The 18,046-nt window shown below is 73.7% G+C and carries 15 protein-coding genes and 1 pseudogene; 12 read left to right on the forward strand and 4 right to left on the reverse strand.

The genetic code is table 11. The features are described 5' to 3' along the window. Positions 1 to 38: 38 nt before the first annotated feature. From ACQEVB_RS05350 to ACQEVB_RS05365, 4 genes are read left to right on the forward strand one after another with little or no spacing between them, the layout of a single operon-like run. On the forward strand, positions 39 to 1,661 hold the full coding sequence (locus tag ACQEVB_RS05350) for an amidohydrolase (RefSeq protein ID WP_432965861.1): 1,623 nt from the start codon (positions 39 to 41) through the stop codon (positions 1,659 to 1,661). Further along, positions 1,658 to 2,959 carry an MFS transporter gene (locus tag ACQEVB_RS05355; protein ID WP_432965864.1) on the forward strand — a complete coding sequence of 434 codons (1,302 nt, stop codon included), beginning with the start codon at positions 1,658 to 1,660 and terminating at the stop codon, positions 2,957 to 2,959. Before ACQEVB_RS05350 ends, ACQEVB_RS05355 begins: the two co-directional genes overlap by 4 nt. A 41-nt stretch (positions 2,960 to 3,000) precedes the next feature. Then, complete coding sequence (locus tag ACQEVB_RS05360; RefSeq protein ID WP_432965867.1) at positions 3,001 to 3,792, forward strand: LLM class flavin-dependent oxidoreductase; 792 nt, start codon at positions 3,001 to 3,003, stop codon at positions 3,790 to 3,792. Beyond that, on the forward strand, positions 3,792 to 5,336 hold the full coding sequence (locus ACQEVB_RS05365) for an FAD-binding oxidoreductase (RefSeq protein WP_432965870.1): 1,545 nt from the start codon (positions 3,792 to 3,794) through the stop codon (positions 5,334 to 5,336). The genes ACQEVB_RS05360 and ACQEVB_RS05365 overlap by 1 nt, the downstream gene beginning before the upstream one ends. A gap of 16 nt (positions 5,337 to 5,352) precedes the next feature. Here the strand turns inward: ACQEVB_RS05365 and ACQEVB_RS05370 are convergent. Then, positions 5,353 to 8,865: pseudogene (locus tag ACQEVB_RS05370) on the reverse strand (indolepyruvate ferredoxin oxidoreductase family protein); the annotation flags it as partial. Between the two features lie 112 nt (positions 8,866 to 8,977). Here ACQEVB_RS05370 and ACQEVB_RS05375 point away from each other — a divergent pair. From ACQEVB_RS05375 to ACQEVB_RS05400, 6 genes are all read left to right on the forward strand, one after another. Beyond that, complete coding sequence (locus ACQEVB_RS05375) at positions 8,978 to 9,415, forward strand: Lrp/AsnC family transcriptional regulator (RefSeq protein ID WP_432965873.1); 438 nt, start codon at positions 8,978 to 8,980, stop codon at positions 9,413 to 9,415. Positions 9,416 to 9,516: 101 nt separating this feature from the next. Further along, positions 9,517 to 9,723, forward strand: a complete 207-nt coding sequence (locus ACQEVB_RS05380) for a heavy-metal-associated domain-containing protein (RefSeq protein WP_432965876.1) — start codon at positions 9,517 to 9,519, stop codon at positions 9,721 to 9,723. A gap of 2 nt (positions 9,724 to 9,725) precedes the next feature. Next, positions 9,726 to 10,637: a hypothetical protein gene (locus tag ACQEVB_RS05385; protein WP_432965879.1), complete on the forward strand. Its 912-nt coding sequence runs from the start codon at positions 9,726 to 9,728 to the stop codon at positions 10,635 to 10,637. An 18-nt stretch (positions 10,638 to 10,655) separates the two neighbouring features. Beyond that, positions 10,656 to 12,935, forward strand: coding sequence for a heavy metal translocating P-type ATPase (locus ACQEVB_RS05390; protein WP_432965882.1), 2,280 nt, complete (start codon positions 10,656 to 10,658; stop codon positions 12,933 to 12,935). After that, the gene (locus tag ACQEVB_RS05395) at positions 12,932 to 13,399 is read left to right on the forward strand and encodes a DUF4396 domain-containing protein (protein ID WP_432965885.1); all 468 of its coding nucleotides are present in this window, start codon (positions 12,932 to 12,934) and stop codon (positions 13,397 to 13,399) included. Before ACQEVB_RS05390 ends, ACQEVB_RS05395 begins: the two co-directional genes overlap by 4 nt. Before the next feature lie 13 nt (positions 13,400 to 13,412). Beyond that, complete coding sequence (locus ACQEVB_RS05400) at positions 13,413 to 14,129, forward strand: hypothetical protein (RefSeq protein ID WP_432965888.1); 717 nt, start codon at positions 13,413 to 13,415, stop codon at positions 14,127 to 14,129. Here the strand turns inward: ACQEVB_RS05400 and ACQEVB_RS05405 are convergent. Beyond that, positions 14,056 to 15,324, reverse strand: coding sequence for an RNA polymerase sigma factor (locus tag ACQEVB_RS05405; protein ID WP_432980161.1), 1,269 nt, complete (start codon positions 15,322 to 15,324; stop codon positions 14,056 to 14,058). The genes ACQEVB_RS05400 and ACQEVB_RS05405 overlap by 74 nt on opposite strands. Next, positions 15,321 to 15,710, reverse strand: coding sequence for a YciI family protein (locus ACQEVB_RS05410; RefSeq protein WP_432965891.1), 390 nt, complete (start codon positions 15,708 to 15,710; stop codon positions 15,321 to 15,323). Before ACQEVB_RS05410 ends, ACQEVB_RS05405 begins: the two co-directional genes overlap by 4 nt. A 162-nt stretch (positions 15,711 to 15,872) precedes the next feature. Here ACQEVB_RS05410 and ACQEVB_RS05415 point away from each other — a divergent pair, with 162 nt between their 5' ends. Beyond that, the gene (locus ACQEVB_RS05415) at positions 15,873 to 16,340 is read left to right on the forward strand and encodes a DinB family protein (RefSeq protein WP_432965894.1); all 468 of its coding nucleotides are present in this window, start codon (positions 15,873 to 15,875) and stop codon (positions 16,338 to 16,340) included. On the opposite strand, the gene ACQEVB_RS05420 is transcribed toward ACQEVB_RS05415, so the two are convergent. Further along, on the reverse strand, positions 16,327 to 17,337 hold the full coding sequence (locus tag ACQEVB_RS05420) for a saccharopine dehydrogenase (protein ID WP_432965897.1): 1,011 nt from the start codon (positions 17,335 to 17,337) through the stop codon (positions 16,327 to 16,329). The genes ACQEVB_RS05415 and ACQEVB_RS05420 overlap by 14 nt on opposite strands. A 79-nt stretch (positions 17,338 to 17,416) precedes the next feature. Here ACQEVB_RS05420 and ACQEVB_RS05425 point away from each other — a divergent pair, with 79 nt between their 5' ends. Then, the gene (locus tag ACQEVB_RS05425) at positions 17,417 to 18,001 is read left to right on the forward strand and encodes a TetR/AcrR family transcriptional regulator (RefSeq protein ID WP_432965900.1); all 585 of its coding nucleotides are present in this window, start codon (positions 17,417 to 17,419) and stop codon (positions 17,999 to 18,001) included. Positions 18,002 to 18,046: the final 45 nt, after the last annotated feature.

Below are 18,046 nucleotides of genomic sequence, written 5' to 3' on the forward strand. Positions count from 1 at the left end.
GATCAACGCACACCCCAGCGGCCACCACGGGAGGTGCCATGAAGGTCGACCTGATCGTCCGCAACGCCGCGGTGCGCACCCTGGACGACGCGCACCCGCTCGCGCGCAGCGTCGCCGTGCACCACGGCCGGATCGTCGCGCTCGACGCGGACGGGCTGCGCGGGGAGACGGAGGTCGACGCGCAGGGGGCCGCCCTCGTGCCCGGCTTCGGCGACGCGCACAACCACATGGCGTGGTTCGGGCAGTCGCTCGCCGAGGTCGACCTGCGCGGGCTGACCAGCCTCGACCAGCTCTACACCCGGGTCGCCGAGCGCGCCGCCACGCTGGCGCCGGACTCGTTCGTGATCGGCGCCGGCTACGACGACACCGCGATCGGCGGCCACCCGCACCGTCAGGCGCTGGACCGGGCCGCGGACGGCCGACCGGTCGTGCTTAAGCACCGGTCCGGGCACGTCACGACCGTCAACACGCCGGTGCTGGGCCGGATCGGCGTGCTCGACGGCTCCGTCGCCGTGCCCGAGGGCGGCGTCGTCGTCCGCGACGACGAGGGCGAGCCGACCGGCACCCTCGAGGAGCAGGCGCAGAACCTGGCGTCCGCGCTGCTCGTGCCCGTCGCGACCGACGAGCTGGCCACGGCGATCGGGGCGGCGTCGGCGGTGTACGCGGCCGAGGGCCTCACGCACGTCACCGAGTGCGGCATCGGCGGCGGCTGGATCGGCCGCTCACCCCGCGAGCTGGCGGCCTACCAGCTCGCGCGCGACCGCGGCGACCTGCGCACCAGGGTGCAGCTCATGCCGGTGGCCGACACCTTGCACGCGCTGGCCGGGGATGACGGCGTCGGGCTCGATCTGGGCCTGCGCACCGGCTTCGGCGACGCGGTGCTGCGCATCGGCGCGGTCAAGATCTTCCTCGACGGCTCGCTGGTCGCGCGCACCGCGGCGATGCACGACGAGTTCTGTGACCGGCACTCCCACGGCTACCTCCAGAGCGACCCGGACGCGATGCGCGAGCTGATCGTCTCGGCACACGCCGGCGGCTGGCAGGTGGCCGCCCACGCCATCGGCGACCGGGCGATCGACCTGGCGCTCGACACGTTCGCGCAGGCGCAGGGCCGCCATCCGCGACCGGCGCGGCACCGCATCGAGCACGCCGCCGTGACGTCGCCGGCGCAGGTCGCGCGGATGGCCGAGCTCGGCGTCACGCCCGTCCCGCAGGCGCGGTTCCTGGCCGAGTTCGGCGACACGATGGCCGCGGCCCTCGGGCCGGACCGCGCGGACGGGCTGTACCGGCACGCGAGCTTCCTGCGCGCCGGGCTGCGGGTGCCGGGCAGCTCCGACCGGCCCGTGGCGGCCGGCGCGCCGCTGCTCGGCATGCAGTCGATGGTGCAACGGCTCGCCGCGAGCGGGACCGTTCTCGGGCCCGACGAGCGGGTCGACGCGCTCGCCGCGCTGCGCGCCTACACCGTCGACACCGCATGGATCGCCGGCGAGGAGCACGAACGCGGCTCGCTCACGCCGGGCAAGCGCGCCGACCTCACGCTGCTCGGCGACGACGTCACCGCCGTTCCCGCCGACCGGATCGGCGGGATCGAGGTGCTCGCGACGCTCGTCGGCGGGCGCTGCGTCCACGGTGCCACCACGTTCGGACTGGAGGAGTCATGAGCACCGCAGTCACCGACAAGCAGGCACGGACAGTCGCGTTCGGCGCGTTCGTCGGCACGGCCCTGGAGTGGTACGACTTCTTCCTCTACGGCACCGCGGCCTCGCTGGTGTTCAACCGGCTGTTCTTCGTCACCGGCGATCCCGTCGTCGCGACGGTCGCCGCGTTCGCGTCGTTCGCTGCCGGCTTCGTGGCCCGCCCGGTCGGCGCGCTGATCTTCGGGCACCTCGGCGACCGGATCGGGCGGCGGACCTGCCTGCTGATCACCGTCACGTTGATCGGGATCGTCACCGGGATCATCGGGTTGCTGCCGGACTACTTCACGATCGGCGTCGCCGCGCCGATCCTCCTGACGCTGATGCGCATCCTGCAGGGCATCGCGGTCGGCGGAGAGTGGGGCGGGGCCGTCACACTCGCCGTCGAGCACGCGCCGATCGAGCACCGCGGGCGGTACGCGGCCATGCCGCAGATCGGGTCACCGATCGGCACGCTGCTCTCTTCCGGTGCGTTCGTGCTGGTCTCGCTGCTGCCGCCGGAGAGCTTCGACGCGTGGGGCTGGCGCCTGCCGTTCCTCGCGGCGTTCCCGCTGCTGCTCGTCGCGCTCTACCTGCGGCTCAAGATCGAGGAGTCGCCGCTGTTCGAGCAGCTGCTGCGCGAGGACGAGCGCGCCTCGGCACCCGTGCGCGACGTCGTGCTGCGCGCGTTCCCGCAGCTGCTGGTGGGCGCCGGTTCCACCCTGCTCGGCGTCGGCGGGTTCTACCTGATCACCACCTTCGTGATCAGCTACGGGACCGGCACGCTGCACATCGACCGCTCGGTCCTGCTCGTCGGCACGCTCGTCGCCGCCGTCGTCGAGATCGGCGTGCTGATCGCGGGCGGGCGGCTGGCGGAGCGCCACGGCGCGGGGCGCATCACGCTGCTCGGCGGCCTCGCGTCGGCCGTGATCGCGTTCCCCGCGTTCTGGCTGATCGACACGACCGTCCCGCTGCTGGTGATCCTCGGCATCACGGTGGCCGTGGCGCTGCTGTCGGTGCCCTACGCGGTGTCGGGGGTGCTGCTGACCGACCTCTTCCCGGCAGAGCTGCGTCACAGCGGCGTCGCGCTGTCGGCGAACATCGCGTCGCTGATCAGCGGGTTCGTCCCGCTGCTGGCCACCGCGTTCCTGGCGGCCAGCGGTGGCCGGTCGTGGACGGCTGCGGTGCTGCTGATCGTGATCGCGCTGATCACCGCAGCCTCCGGGGCGCTCGCGCCGCGGATCGGGCTGAGCCGCGACGTCGAGGTGCTCGAGCAGAAACGCTGAAGGGACGTGCGGTGCGCGTCGGCGGCTGCTTGGGTGGCCGGATGCGCTCCGCTCTCTGGCTGCCGCTCTTCGACGAGCTGGCCGACCCGATCGTCCTGACCAGGCTCGCCGTCGAGGCCGAAGAGGCGGGCTGGGACGGCGTGTTCGTGTGGGACCACGTCAACTGGCACGGGCTCGCGGTGGCCGACGCGTGGATCGCGCTGGCCGCCATCGCGGGCGCGACGAGCACGATCCGGCTCGGCCCGATGGTCACCCCGCTCCCGCGGCGCCGTCCGGCGAAGGTGGCTCGCGAGACCGCGACGCTCGATCGCCTCTCCGGCGGGCGGCTGGTGCTCGGGGTCGGGCTGGGCAGCGACCGGTTCGGCAGCGAGTTCTCCGCACTCGGCGAGGAGACCGACGACCGGCGCAGAGCCGGGATGCTCGACGAGTCGCTCGCGATCCTGGCCGCCGCGTGGTCGGGCGAGCCGGTCCACCACCACGGCGAGCACTTCACCGTCGACGGGATGCAGTTCCGGCCCACCCCGGCGGACCGGATCCCGGTGTGGGCGGCCGGGTTCCCCGGCAAGGTGAAGCCGATGCGCCGGGCCGCGGCGCTGGACGGGTTCTTCCCGGTCAACCTGGCCGAGACCGACCAGCTGGCGGCGGTCACCGCGACGCTCGCAGAGCTCCGGTCCGGGCGCCCGGACCCCTACGACATCGCCGTCGCCCTGCCGGCCGACGCGGACGTGCCGGCGTTCGCGAAGGCCGGCGCCACCTGGTGGCTGGCCGAGTTCGACCACGAGCACACGTCCGCCGCCGACGTCCGGGCGGTGCTGCGCAACGGCCCGGCCTGATGGGTCGTTCGTGGTGGGGCTGGGGCACCGTCGAGGACGCGGTGACCGGCGCCGAGGCCGAGGCGCTGGTCACGCGCGCGGCTGCCCTGCTGCCCGGGCACGACCTCACCGACCACGAACCGCCGGACCCGGCCGACCTCGGGCTCCCCGAACCCCGGGTGCGACCCCCGGCAGCGCTCGCGGCCTTGTGCGTCGACGACCCCGTTACCCGTGCCGGGCACGCGCACGGCAAGGCGTTCCGCGACGTCGTGCGCAACCTGGAGGGCCGGCTCGACCACGTGCCTGACCTCGTCGCGTTCCCGCGGAACGAGCAGGACGTCGTCGACGTGCTCGACTGGGCCAGCCGTGACGGCGTCGCCGTGATCCCGTACGGCGGCGGCAGCTCCGTCGTCGGCGGGATCGAGCCGCGGTTCGACGGCCCGGCTGTCACGCTCGACCTCACCCCGCTCGACCGGGTGCTGGAGATCGACCGGGAGAGCCGAGCCGCGCGGATCCAGGCCGGCGTGCTCGGACCCGACCTGGAGGCGCAGCTGCGCCCGCACGGGCTCACCCTGCGGCACTACCCACAGTCGTTCGCGTTCTCGACGCTCGGCGGCTGGCTCGCGACCCGTGCCGGCGGCCACTTCGCCACCCTCTACACGCACATCGACGACCTGACGGAGTCGCTCCGCGTCGTCACGCCGGCCGGCATCAGCGAGTCCCGCCGGCTGCCCGGTTCCGGCGCCGGACCGTCCCCCGACCGGCTCTTCCTCGGCTCGGAGGGCGCACTCGGCGTGATCACCGAGGCCTGGATGCGGCTGCAGGAGCGGCCGCGCTGGCAGGTCACCGCGTCGATCGCGTTCCCGACGTGGCCCGCGGCCGTCGCCGCGACCCGTGCGATCGCGCAGGCCGGGCTTTACCCGTCGAACTGCCGGTTGCTCGACGCCGCGGAGGCGTTCCTGTCGACGGGCACGTCCGTCGACGGCGGGTTGCTGGTGCTGGCGTTCGAGTCCGCCGACCACCCCGTCGACGCGTGGCTCGACCGAGCGGTCGAACTCGCGCAGGACGGCGGCGGGACCGTCATCGCCCGGCGCTCACGGGACGAGGACGGGAGCGACGCCGCCGGCTCCTGGCGCTCGGCGTTCCTGCGCATGCCGTACCAGCGGGACGCGCTCGCGCGGCGCAGCGTGATCGTCGAGACGTTCGAGACGGCGTGCACGTGGTCCGCGTTCGCCGCGCTGGACGCCGACGTGCGGGCGGCGGTGGGCGGGCTGGTCACCTGCCGGTTCACCCACGTCTACCCGGACGGGCCGGCGCCCTACTACGGCGTCTACGCGCCCGGCCGCTGGGGCGACACGGTGGCGCAGTGGGACGAGATCAAGGCCGCCGTGTCCGACGTGCTCGACCGGCACGGCGCCACGATCACCCACCACCACGCCGTCGGCCGCGACCACCGCCCCTGGTACGACCGCCAGCGCCCCGACCCGTTCGCGGCGGCCCTGGACGCGGCCAAGTCGGCACTGGACCCGGCCGGGGTCCTGAACCCCGGTGTGCTGGTGCGGTGAACCCGTCGGCCGGGGGCTACTGCAACCCCGACAGCAGCTCCGCCACCTTCGTCCGGAACTTCGCGACCGCGGCCAGCTTGATGTCCTCGTACCCGCGGACCAGGTCGGCCGTCTCGGCCACCTCCACCACCTGCTCGACGGTGCCGGTGGCCAGAGCCGTGCGGACCGCCGCCTGGTACTCGCCGATCAGTGCCCGCTCGACCTCGCGCACCTCGGCGCGGCCGAACAGGTCCAGCGGGGTGCCGCGCAGCTTCCGGGCCGCACGCAGCGCGCGGAACATCGGGCCGGCCGCCCGCCCGTCGATCTTGATCTTGCGGTCCATGCCCAGCGCGCGCAGCACGGGCGGGTGCAGCATGACCGACACGCGGGCGTCGGGGCCGTACTCGGCCTCGCGGCGGCCCACCTCGACCGGGTCGAGGTGCAGGCGGGCCACCTCGTACTCGTCCTTGTACGCCATCAGCTTGTGCAGCCCCCGCGCGTACGCGACGCCGATCCGCCGGCCCGCGGCGTGCCCCGCCCGGTCGGTGGCGATCGCCGCGACCCGGCGGACCTCCTCCGCATACCGCTCCGCGTAGGCCCGGTCCTGGTAGCCGGTGAGGTCGGCGATGCGGGTGGCGAGCACGTCAGCAAGTTCCCCGTCGGCGATGCCCGCCGCCAGCGACGCGGCGTCGGCGCCGACCGCCACGACCGGCGGCTGCGGAACGGCCAACGCCGCCTCCACGGCAGCCGCGTCCAGGGCGGCCGCGCGCCCCCAGCGGAACGCCGTCAGCGTGTTCTCGACGGCCGCCCCGTTGAGCCGGATCGCGTCCTCGATCGCCTCGGCCGAGACCGGCAGCCCACCGTGCTGGTACGCGGCACCGATCAGCACCATGTTGGCCGGCATGTGGTCGCCGAACAGGGTCTCGGCGATCCGCTGCGCGTCGACGTGCAGCGCGTCCCGCGTGGCGGCGCCGATCCGCTCCAGCGCGTCGTCGACGGACCCGGGGAGCACCACGCGGTTGGTGACCATGGCCGCGGTCGGCACGAGCGCCGTGTTGAGGACGGCGACGGTGTGCCCGGGCCGGGCGACGGCGAGCGAGTCCGGCCCGGCCGCGCCGACCAGGTCCATCCCGATCAGGACGTCGGCGGTGCCGCGGGAGGCACGCAGGATGCCGGAGACGGGCTTGGTGGAGATCCGGATGTCGGAGACGACCGGGCCGCCCTTCTGCGCCAGCCCGACCTGCTCCAGCCCGGCCGCGTAGTGCCCGTCGAGGTGCGCGGCCATCTGCAGGATCTGCGACACGGTGACGACGCCGGTGCCGCCGATGCCGGGCATCCGCAGCAGCGTGGACGAGCCGTCGAAGCGACGCGTCGGCTCGACCAGCGCGACGGGCAGCGCGGGCACGGCTCGCCGCGCGACCGTACCGGGCGAAACCAGCAGGAACGACGGGCAGTCGCCCTTGAGGCAGGAGAAGTCGGAGTTGCAGGACGGCTGGTGGATGCGGGTCTTGCGGCCGAACTCGGTGGCCACCGGCTGCACCGAGAGGCAGGTGGACTGGTCGCCGCAGTCGCCGCAGCCCTCGCACACCCGCTCGTTCACCACGACCCGCTCGGCCGGCGTGGGCAGCTTGCCGCGCTTGCGCAGGCGCCGCTCCTCGGCGGCGCAGCGGTCGTCGTGGATGAGCACGGTGACGCCGTCGAGGGCGGCCAGCTCCTTCTCGGACTCGGCGAGCCGGTCGCGGTGCCGCACGGTCGCGATCGGGTCGATCGCGATGCTGCGGTACTTCTCCGGCTCGTCGGTGGTGATCACGATCCGGCGCACGCCCTCGATCGCGAGCAGCCGCGTGATCGCCGGGACGTCGAGGCGGCCCTCGGCACGCTGCCCGCCCGTCATGGCGACGGCGTCGTTGTAGAGCAGCTTGTAGGTCATCGTGACGCCGGCGGCGACAGCCGCGCGGATGGCGAGCGAGCCGGAGTGGTGGAACGTGCCGTCGCCGAGGTTCTGCACGAGGTGGCGGTCGTCGGTGAACGGCGCCATGCCGAACCACTGCGCGCCCTCGCCGCCCATCTGGGTCAGCCCGACCTGGCGGCCGCGGCCGTGGCCGTCGAGCGCGACCATGGCGTGGCAGCCGATCCCGACGCCGACGAGCGTGTCGTCGCCGGTGCGGGTGGAGGTGTTGTGCGGGCAGCCGGAGCAGAAGTACGGCACCCGCGCACCGAGGTCGCCGGACTTGCTGATCTCCAGCCCGATCCGGGACGGGCGCGGCGGGGCGATCGCGGCCAGGTGCTGGCGGGCACGGGCGGGCACCGCCGAACCACCGATCACGGCGTCGATGCGGGCGACGATCGCGCGGGCGACGTCCTCGCCGCCGAGCTGGCCGCGGGTGGTGAGCAACGGGCGGCCGGCCGGGTCGCGGCGGCCGACGACCACGGGTGCGTCGCCGCGGCCGTAGAGCGCCTGCTTGAGGTGTCCCTCGAGGAACGGCACCTTGTCCTCGACGACGAGCACCTCCTCGAGCCCGGCGGCCATGCCGGCGAGCGCCTCGTCGTCGATCGGGAACGGCATGGCGAGCCGGATCAGCCGGATGCCGAGCGCGTCCAGTTCGGCCTCGCCGAGCCCGAGGTCGTCGAGCGCGCGCAGCACAGTGGCGTAACCGGTGCCGGACGCGAGGATGCCCAGCCGCGCAGCACGGGCGTCGAACGTGACGCGGTTGAGACCGGTCTCGCGGGCGTACTGCCGGGCGAGGTCGAGCCGCCGGGTGAGCATGTCGTGCTCGGCGTCGAGGGCGGTGGGCCCGACCAGTGCACCAGGGGTGGTCCGCGCGCGGCTGGGCGGGGCCGGCACGGCCAGGACGTCGTGGGCGAGCGCGCCCAGGTCCACCGTGGTCGACGCGTCGGCGACATCGGCGATGATCTTCAGGCCGGTCCACAGGCCGGTGGCCCGGGACAGCGCCACGGCGTGCAGCCCGAACTCGATCACCTCGGCCACCGAGCCCGGCGCCAGCAGCGGCATGACCAGGCTCTCCGCCATCGGCTCGCACGAGCTCGGCACGGTCGAGGACTTGCTGGCGGGGTCGTCGCCGATGATGGCGACGGCACCGCCGAGGTGCGTGGTGCCGGCGAGGTTGCCGTGCCGGATGGCGTCGGCGGCACGGTCGAGGCCGGGGTTCTTGCCGTACCAGAACCCGACGACGCCGTCGTGGCGACGCCCGGGCACCGCGTCGAGCATCTGCGTGCCGGCGACGGCGGTCGCGGCCAGCTCCTCGTTCACTCCGGCCTGGAACACCACGCCGGCCGCGTCGAGGTGCTTCTTCGCGCGGAGCATCTCGCTGTCGAGCCCGCCGAGCGGCGAGCCCTGGTAGCCGGACACGAACATGCGGGTGTCGAGGCCGCGGACGGAGTCGGCGCGGCGCTGGTCGAGCGCCAGCCGCACGATCGCCTGCACCCCGGTCATGAGCGCCCGCCCCTGGGTCGCGACGTACTTGTCGTCGAGCGTCACGGCGCGCGGTCCATTCATGGTGGGCTCCTTCGCGGGCGTCGAGGCGGTCCGGACATGAGAACGGCCACATCGCCGGCCTGCAACAAACCTCGACGTTCTCGCGGGAAACTTTCCAGAATCAGTACGGTGGGCGCCTCGGATCGAGAAAAGTTTGCGAGGCGACATGGCCGACATCGACCGCATCGACGAGCGCCTGCTGCGCATGCTCACCGAGGACGGGCGGCGCACCTTCTCCGACATGGCCGACGACGTCGGGCTGTCCGTCGGGGCGGTGAAGCGGCGCGTGGACCGGCTGCGCGCGGACGGCGTCATCACCGGGTTCACCGTCAAGATCGACCAGTCGAAGCTCGGCTGGGGTGTCGAGGCGTTCACCGAGGTGCGCTTCGCCGGCCGCACCCGCGTCGCCGACATCATCGACACCGCCCGCGGCCTGGCCGAGGTGCAGGCCGTCTACACGATCGCCGGCGACCCGGACGCACTCGTGCAGCTGCGGGTGCGCGACATGAACCACCTCCAGGACGTCATCGACGGCCTGCGCCGGACCGGGCAGGTCACCGGCACGAAGACGCTGATGGTGCTGGGGCACTGGATCAGGGACTGAACGGAGCTTGTCGGAGTGAACATCGGGACTGAGACGTCGTTCACATACCCTCTACCCGTATCCCCTTGCCGCGCATACCCCATAGGGGTATACATCCAGGTATGACCACGACTGCGTACACCGTCACCGGCATGACCTGCGAGCACTGCGTCCGCTCCGTCACCGAGGAGATCGAGGCCATCGGCGGCGTCACCGACGTTCGCGTCGACCTGCCGACCGGCGACGTCACCGTCACGAGCGCCCAGCCCCTCGACCCGGCGCAGGTGCGCGCCGCCGTCGCGGAGGCGGGGTACGAGCTGGTGAGCTAGCCGTGCGCACCTCGACGAAGCTGATCGGCTACGTGGCCGGGCTCGCGGTGCTGGCCGGCGGCGCGTTCGCCCTCGGTGCGGGTGTCGGGCAGGTCCCCGCCGCCGCTCCCGCGCCGGACCAGCACGCCGCGATGTCCGGCATGGCACCGGCCGTGCACGCCGGCATGCCGGCGGAGGGCGCGCTGCCCGGCTTGGCCACTACGTCCGGGGGGTATACGTTCAACCCGGCCAGCACCGTGGTCGAGACCGGCGCCGCACATCCGTTCTCGTTCACGATCACCGGGCCGGACGGGCGACCCGTCACCGCCTTCGACGTGGAGCACGAGAAGCGCATGCACCTGATCGTGGTCCGCCGCGACGGCGCCGGGTTCGAGCACATCCACCCGGAGATGGCAGCCGACGGCACGTGGACGGTGCCGTACGCGGCTCCGCTCGCGGGCTCCTACCGCGCGTTCGCCGACTTCAAGCCCACCGGCGGATCGGCCACGACCCTGGGCGTCGACCTGTCGGCGGCAGGCGCGTTGACGCCGGTGGTCCCGACCCCCAGCCGGGTGTCGCAGGTGGACGGCTACACCGTCGAACTGGCCGGCGACCTGGTTCCGGGCGCCGTCTCGCCCGTCACGCTGACGGTCAGCCGCGACGGCAAGCCGGTCACCGACCTGCAGCCCTACCTGGGCGCCTACGGCCACCTCGTGGCGCTGCGCACCGGCGACCTCGCCTACCTGCACGTGCACCCCGAAGCGGGAACACCCGGCCCGGCGGTCCGGTTCGGTACGGAGGTACCCAGTGCCGGTACCTACCGGCTGTACCTGGACTTCCGGCACGGCGACGTCGTCCGCACCGCGGAGTTCACGGTCGCCACCAGCGGTACCGCCCCCGCCGCGCCGCCCCCCGCGCACGACGCGGGACACTGACCCGAGAGGAGCGATCACATGACCAGCACGGTCTCCACCAGCAGCGTCACCCAGATCGAGCTCTCGATCGGCGGCATGACGTGCGCGTCGTGCGCCAACCGCGTCGAGCGCAAGCTGAACAAGCTCGACGGCGTCACGGCATCGGTCAACTACGCCACCGAGAAGGCCCACGTGGCTGCCCCGGCCGGCGTCGACCCGCAGGTGCTCGTCGCGCAGGTGGAGGCGGCCGGGTACACCGCCGAGCTCCCGCGACCGCCGACGGCGGAGGAGCCGCCGGACGAGCCGGCCGCCGACCCGTTGAAGCAGCGGCTCGTGGGCAGCATCGTGCTGGCCGTGCCGGTGGTCGTGCTCTCCATGGTGCCGGCGCTGCAGTTCACCAACTGGCAGTGGATCTCGCTCGCGCTCGCCGCGCCCGTCGTGGTGTGGGGCGCGTGGCCGATCCACCGCGCGGCCTGGGTGAACCTGCGCCACGGCGGCGCCACCATGGACACGCTGGTGTCGATGGGCGTGCTCGCCGCGTTCCTGTGGTCGCTGTGGGCGCTGCTGTTCGGCACCGCCGGCGTGCCCGGCATGACGCACCCGTTCACGCTGACCATCGCCCCGTCCGACGGCGCCAGGAACATCTACCTGGAGGTCGCCGCCGGGGTCACCGTCTTCATCCTGGCCGGCCGGTTCTTCGAGTCGCGCGCCAAGCGCCGCGCCGGCGCCGCGCTGCGGGCCCTGCTCGACATGGGCGCCAAGGACGTCGCCGTGCTGCGCGACGACCGCGAGGTGCGGGTGCCGATCGCGGAGCTGTCCGTCGGCGACCGGTTCGTCGTGCGGCCGGGTGAGAAGATCGCCACCGACGGCGTGGTGGTCGAGGGCTCCTCCGCCGTCGACGCGTCGATGCTGACCGGCGAGTCGGTCCCGGTGGAGGTGGGTCCGGGCGACGCCGTCACCGGGGCCACCGTCAACGCCGGCGGGCGGCTGGTCGTGCGCGCCACCGGCGTCGGCGCCGACACCCGGCTCGCGCAGATGGCGAAGCTCGTCGAGGACGCGCAGAGCGGCAAGGCCGCCGCCCAGCGGCTGGCCGACCGCATCTCCGGGGTGTTCGTGCCGATCGTGATCGCGCTGTCCGTCGCCACGCTCGGGTTCTGGCTGGGCAACGGCGTCGGCCCGGCGGCCGCGTTCACCGCCGCCGTGGCCGTCCTGATCATCGCCTGCCCGTGCGCGCTCGGCCTGGCGACGCCGACGGCGCTGCTGGTCGGCACCGGACGCGGCGCCCAGCTGGGCATCCTGATCAAGGGCCCGGAGGTGCTGGAGCAGACCCGCACGGTCGACACGGTCGTGCTGGACAAGACCGGCACCGTCACCACCGGGCAGATGGCGCTCGTCTCCGTCCACACCCTCCACGGCGACGACGCGGACACCGCGCTGCGGCTGGCCGGTGCCGTCGAGGACGCGTCGGAGCACCCGGTGGCCGCCGCCATCGCCCGCGCCGCCCGCGAGGGCGGTGCTGATGCCCGCTCCGCTGGCGCTCAGCGGGGCGACCTGCCCGCCGTCGAGGACTTCCGCAACCTCGCCGGGCTCGGCGTGCAAGGCGTCGTCGAGGGGCACGCCGTGCTCGTCGGGCGGCCGGCGCTGATGGCGCAGTGGAGCCTCGCGCTGCCCGACGAGCTGGCAGCGCGGAAGGCCGAGGCCGAGGAGCTGGGCCGCACGGCCGTCGTCGTCGCCTGGGACGGGGAGGTGCGGGCACTGCTCGTCGTCGCCGACCGGGTGAAGCCGTCGTCCGCTGCGGCGATCGCGCAGCTGCGCCGGCTCGGGCTGCGGCCGATCCTGCTGACCGGCGACAACGCCGCCACCGCGCACGCCGTCGCGGCGGAGGTCGGCATCGACGAGGTGATCGCCGAGGTGCTGCCGGCCGACAAGCTGGCGACCGTGACGCGGCTGCAGGAGGAGGGCCGGGTCGTCGCGATGGTCGGCGACGGCGTCAACGACGCCGCGGCGCTGGCCAAGGCCGATCTCGGCATCTCCATGGGCACCGGCACCGACGTCGCGATCGAGGCCGGCGACATCACGCTGGTGCGCGGCGACCTGCGTTCGGTGCCGGACGCGATCCGGCTCGCCCGCCGCACCCTGCGCACCATCAAGGGCAACCTGTTCTGGGCGTTCGCCTACAACGTGGCCGCGCTGCCGCTGGCCGCTGCCGGACTGCTCAACCCGATGCTCGCCGGGCTCGCCATGGCGCTCAGCTCGGCGTTCGTCGTCGGCAACAGCCTGCGGCTGCGCCGGTTCACCGTCACGGGGGAGAGATCATGAGCGAGCACCACCACGCACCGGCGACCGGCCGCGAGCTGACCCGGTCCGCGATCCAGGCCACCCTGCACTGCCTCACCGGCTGCGCCATCGGCGAGGTGCTCGGCATGGTGATCGGCACGTGGCTGGGCTGGTCCAACTTCGCGACGGTCGTGCTGTCGATCGCGCTGGCGTTCCTGTTCGGCTACAGCCTCACGATCACGCCGGTGCTGCGCTCCGGGCTCGCGTTCAAGGCGGCGCTCGGCGTGGCGCTGGCCGCCGACACCCTCTCCATCACGGTGATGGAGATCGTCGACAACGTGCTGATGCTCGTGATCCCGGGCGCGATGGACGCCGGGCTGACGTCCTGGCTGTTCTGGGGAGCCCTCGCGTTCTCGCTGGCCATCGCGTTCGTGCTTACCGTCCCGGTGAACCGGGTACTGATCAGCCGCGGACGCGGACATGCGGTGATGCACCAGTACCACTGAGGCGGTAGGAATTGTGGCTGTGACGACGGAGCAAGGACACCCGGCCTCGAACGGCAAGGCGGTCGCGCAACCGCCCGGTGGCGTGCAGGGATGGGCGCTGCGCAACGTGGTGGAACGCGCGCTGCACATCCAGCACCCGCTGGTCACCGGGCACATCGCGAACATCCGTCGCAAGCAGCCGAACGCCACCCCGGCCGAGGTGATCACCGCGCTGGGCAAGCAGTACCAGGTGGCGGTCACCGTCACCGGCGGCGCCGGGGGTGCGCTGGCGATCGTGCCGGCGCTGGGCACGATCGCGTCGCTGGCGACGGCGAGCGCGGAGGCGCTGGCCGCGCTGGACGCCGCCGTGCTGTACACGCTGGCCGTCGCCGAGGTGCACGCGCTGCCCACCGACGATCCCGAACGGCGGCGGGCGCTCGTGCTCGGCGTGGTGGTGGGCGAGACCGGGCAGGCGGTCGTGCGCAAGATGACCGGGAAGACCGGCGACTGGGCCCAGCTCGTGACCGACAGCCTGCCCCTGGCCAAGCTCGGCCCGCTCAACTCCGGCCTGACCCGGTGGTTCATCAAGCGGTTCCTCGTCCGGCAGGGGTCGCTGGCGCTGGGCCGCGCGCTGCCGCTGGGCATCGGCCTCGTCATCGGCGCGGTCGGCAACCTGGTCACGGCGAAGGCCGTGATCCGGTCGGCCGAGCACGCGTTCGGCGCCCCGCCGGCGCAGTGGCCGTCAGCCTGACCCGGCTCAGCTCCGCGAGGCGGCGGTTGAGGTAGCGCTGCTCGGGCAGGCTCGTCGTCAGCCGGCTCGCCGTGCGGTAGGCCTCCGCCGCGGCCACGGGGTCGCCGGCCAGCTCCAGCAGGTGGGCGCGGACGGCGTGCGTGCGGTGATGGCGACGCATCGCCGGCAGCTCCAGCAGCGGGTCGAGCAGCTCCAGCCCGGCCAGCGGCCCGGCGTCCATGGCGACGGCGACGGCCCGGTTGAGCGTGACGGCCGGGCCGGGTGCGACCTCGTCCAGCATCGCGTAGAGCGCGCAGATCTGGGCCCAGTCGGTCTCCTGCGCGCTCGGCGCCTCGGCGTGCACCGCGGCGATGGCAGCCTGCAGCTGGAACGGGCCGACCGGCCCGCGCGGCAGGACCTGCTCCAGCAGCCCGACGGCCTCCGCGATCATCGCCCGGTCCCACCGTGCGCGGTCCTGCTCGACGAGCGGCACGAGGTCGCCGCGCGCGTCCACCCGTGCGGCAGCCCGCGCACCGGTGCACAGCAGCAGCGCGAGCAGCCCGCTCACCTCGTCGTGCGCGGGCAGCGCGGCGTGCAGCATCCGCACGAGCCGCAGCGCCTCCGCGGCCAGGTCGGTGTCGAGCAGGTCCGGCCCACCCGTACGGACGTGCGCCTCCGTCGCCATGACGTGGAGCACGTCCAGCACGACCGCGACGCGACCCGGCAGCTCACCCACCGACGGCAGCTCGAACCTGGCCCCGGCGGCACGCAGGGTGGCCCGGGCCCGGCTCAGCCGTTGCGCCATCGTCGCCGTCGGCACGAGGTGGGCGGCCGCGATCCGCCCGGTGGACAGGCCGGCCACCGACCGCAGCGTCAGCGCCACCTGCGCAGGCCGCGACAGCGCCGGATGGCAGCACAGGACGAGCATCGCGAGGCTGTCGTCCGTGCCCGACGCCGGCGGCGCCGGCTCGAACCGCTCCTCCCGGGCGACGCGGGCGCGGTCGCTGCGCGCCCGGTCGATCAGCCGGCGCGACGCGACCCGCACCAGCCACGCGCGCGGATCGTCGGGCGGACGCAACGCCCAGGCGACCGTGGCCTCGGCCGCGGCCTCCTGGACGGCGTCCTCGCAGTCGGCCAGGTCCCCGTGCCGGCGCAGGAGTGCGGCGAGCACAAGCGGCGACTCCTGCCGCCACACCTGCTCGACCAGAGCGGTCAGGACCCCTCACCGCCCGGCCACATGACCGGGCGGATCTCGACCGTCTCCCCCGGCCCGCTGAACCGGCGCCCGATCTCGTCGATGCGCTCGGGAGCCACATCGATCAGGAAGAACCCGGCCAGGTGCTCCTTCGACTCGGAGTACGGCCCGTCCACGGCCACCGGTTCGCCGTGCGACCAGCGGTGGATCCGGGCCGTCGCGGGATCGGCGAGCGCCTCGCCGCCGACGAGCTCGCCGGCCGCCTGCAGCTGCCCGAGCAGCTCCTCGAAGTCGCTCTGCAGGCGGTCCCGCTGCTCCTGAGGCAGCGACTGGTGCTCCGCGACGAAGTCGCTGGTCGGATGGCCCCACGGCTGCGGGTTGGAGTGGATCAGCACGACGTACTTCATCGGATCTCCTCGGTCGACGGGAACACCCGGCGCGCTCCCCACACCGAACGTCGGACACGCCCTACCAGGATCGACGATCACGCCAGTGAGCTGCATCACAATGGATTTGCCGAACCGGCAACGGCATGTGCGTCGCAGATGTACTGCGGCGAGGCTTGGGTCATGCCACGACGCCGCGACGCGCCACCACCCCGCACCGGGAACACCGAGGCCGAGGTGCTCCGCGCGTTCCTCACCTACCTGCGCGAGAGCATCGTCGCGAAGATCGAGGACGCGCCGGAACCGCAGGTCCGCACGCCCGGCGTGCCCTCCGGCACCAACCTGCTCGGCCTGCTCAACCACCTCACGCACGTCGAGGCGGCCACCTTCCTCGGAGTGCAGGTGCGGAGCTGGCCGGCCACCTTCCGGGCCGCGCAGGAGGACAGCGTCGCCGACGTCGTGGCGCGCTACCGGGCCACCGTCGAACAGGTCGACCGCGCGCTCGACACCTGCACCGACCTCGGCGATCCCGTCCGCCCAGCCGGGCCGTCGGTGCGCTGGGCGCTCACCCACATGATCGAGGAGACCGGCCGGCACGCCGGGCACGCCGACATCCTCCGCGAGCAGATCGACGGTGCTACCGGGCGGTGAGCGCCGGTACGTCGACGAACTCGGCACCGACCCCGGCCAGCCGCGCAGCCGCGTGCGCCGGGTCGATCAGCGACTCTGGCATGTGGATGCCGGGTCCGACCGGGTCGCCCTGCAACCCGATCAGCCGCTCCACCCCGAGCGCGATCCCGAGCGCGGTCAGCGGGCGCTGCCCGGCACGGTGGACGAGGTAGCGGGAGATCCGCCGCGGCTGGCCGGCCGCGTCGACGCCGTCGATCTCGACGAGGACCTCGACGGACGGCGCGCCCCCCGCGCGCCGGCCCGCGGACTCGCCGATGGCGAGGTCGACCCGCACGTCCGGCGCACCCGTCGCAGCCGCGATGCTCGGCACGTCGAGGACGGCGACGCTCGCGCCGTCCACGAGGACGCCGTCACTGGCCGGCACCTGAACGGCGGTCTCGTCGACCCAGGTGAAGACGCCGTCGCGGCGCTGCAGGCCGGCCGAGGTGACGGTCGCCCACCGTTCCAGGTCGGCGAGCCCGGCAGGGCCGCCGCTGTCCTCCTCGTCCATGATCGCGCCGACGCGCACGGCGTCGACCCGGGCGAGCTCGCGAGCCAGGTGGGCGACGGCGAGCACGACGGTGCCGGTGCAGAAGTGACTGGCGAGCAGGACGGGCGCCGCGCCCGGCCGCTGTGCCGCCACGACGATCTCGGGGGCGACGTCGAGGTACCCGCTGGAGATGCTGACGTACGGGATCCCCTGGTCCTGCGCGTACCGGAGACCGGTGTGGCGGCTGTCCCACAAGGCGGCGACGACGGCGGAGTGCCCGCCGGCCGGCAGGCCGAGGTCGGCGCGCTGCAGGTCGACGGTGGTGGCGGTCGCGCCGCCGAGCCCGTCGGCGACGCGTCGGGCGCGATCGATGTCGCGGCCGGCGATGGCGAGCGGGAGTTCGGGGTGCCACGTGCGCAGCATCTCGGCGGTGTCGCGGCCGGCCTGGCCCGTGCCACCCAGGATCAGCACCGGCTTCATGCGGTCCATCGGATCTCCTCCGGGTCGTAGCTACATTTTGTAACTTACATTTTGTAGCTTAAACTGGGAGGTGAGCGCAAGGAGCGTGATGGGAACCGCACAGACCCGTCTGTCCAAGCAGGCGCGGCGCGAGCAGCTGCTCGACGCCGCGCTCGGGATCGTGCGCACCCACGGCGCCGACGGGCTCACACTGGTGACCCTCGCCGAGGCCGCGGGGGTGAGCCGACCGATCACCTACGACCACTTCGGCACCCGCGCCGGCCTGATGATCGCGCTCTACCGATGGCTCGACGAGCGCCATCGCGCGACGCTGACCAGCGCGCTGCACGCCGCGGCCCCCGACGCGGCCGCCGTCGCGCACGTCCTGAGCACCGCGTACTTCGCCTGCGCTACCGACATGCCGGAGTTCGGTGCGCTGTCCGCCGCGCTCAAGGGCGACCCGGAGATGGAGGCCGCGCAGCACGAGATCCTCGACAGCTACGCGACCGAGCTGGTCGCGGTGCTCGGCCCGCACTCCGATCTGCCGGCGGACGCGTTCCACCTGCGGTGCATCGGCGTGCTGGGCGCGGCCGACGCGCTCGCCGCCGAGCTGACCCACGGCCGCGCCACCCCCGACGCCGCGGTCGCGGCGCTGTCCGCCCTGATCCTGGGCGGGCTGACCGCACCGCGCTGAGCCGTGCGCGGCTCGGGAGGTGCCGGCGCCGGGACACCGGCTCGG

Origin of the sequence: Pseudonocardia sp. CA-107938 (assembly GCF_050936315.1) — a bacterium.
Lineage (GTDB): Bacteria > Actinomycetota > Actinomycetes > Mycobacteriales > Pseudonocardiaceae > Pseudonocardia.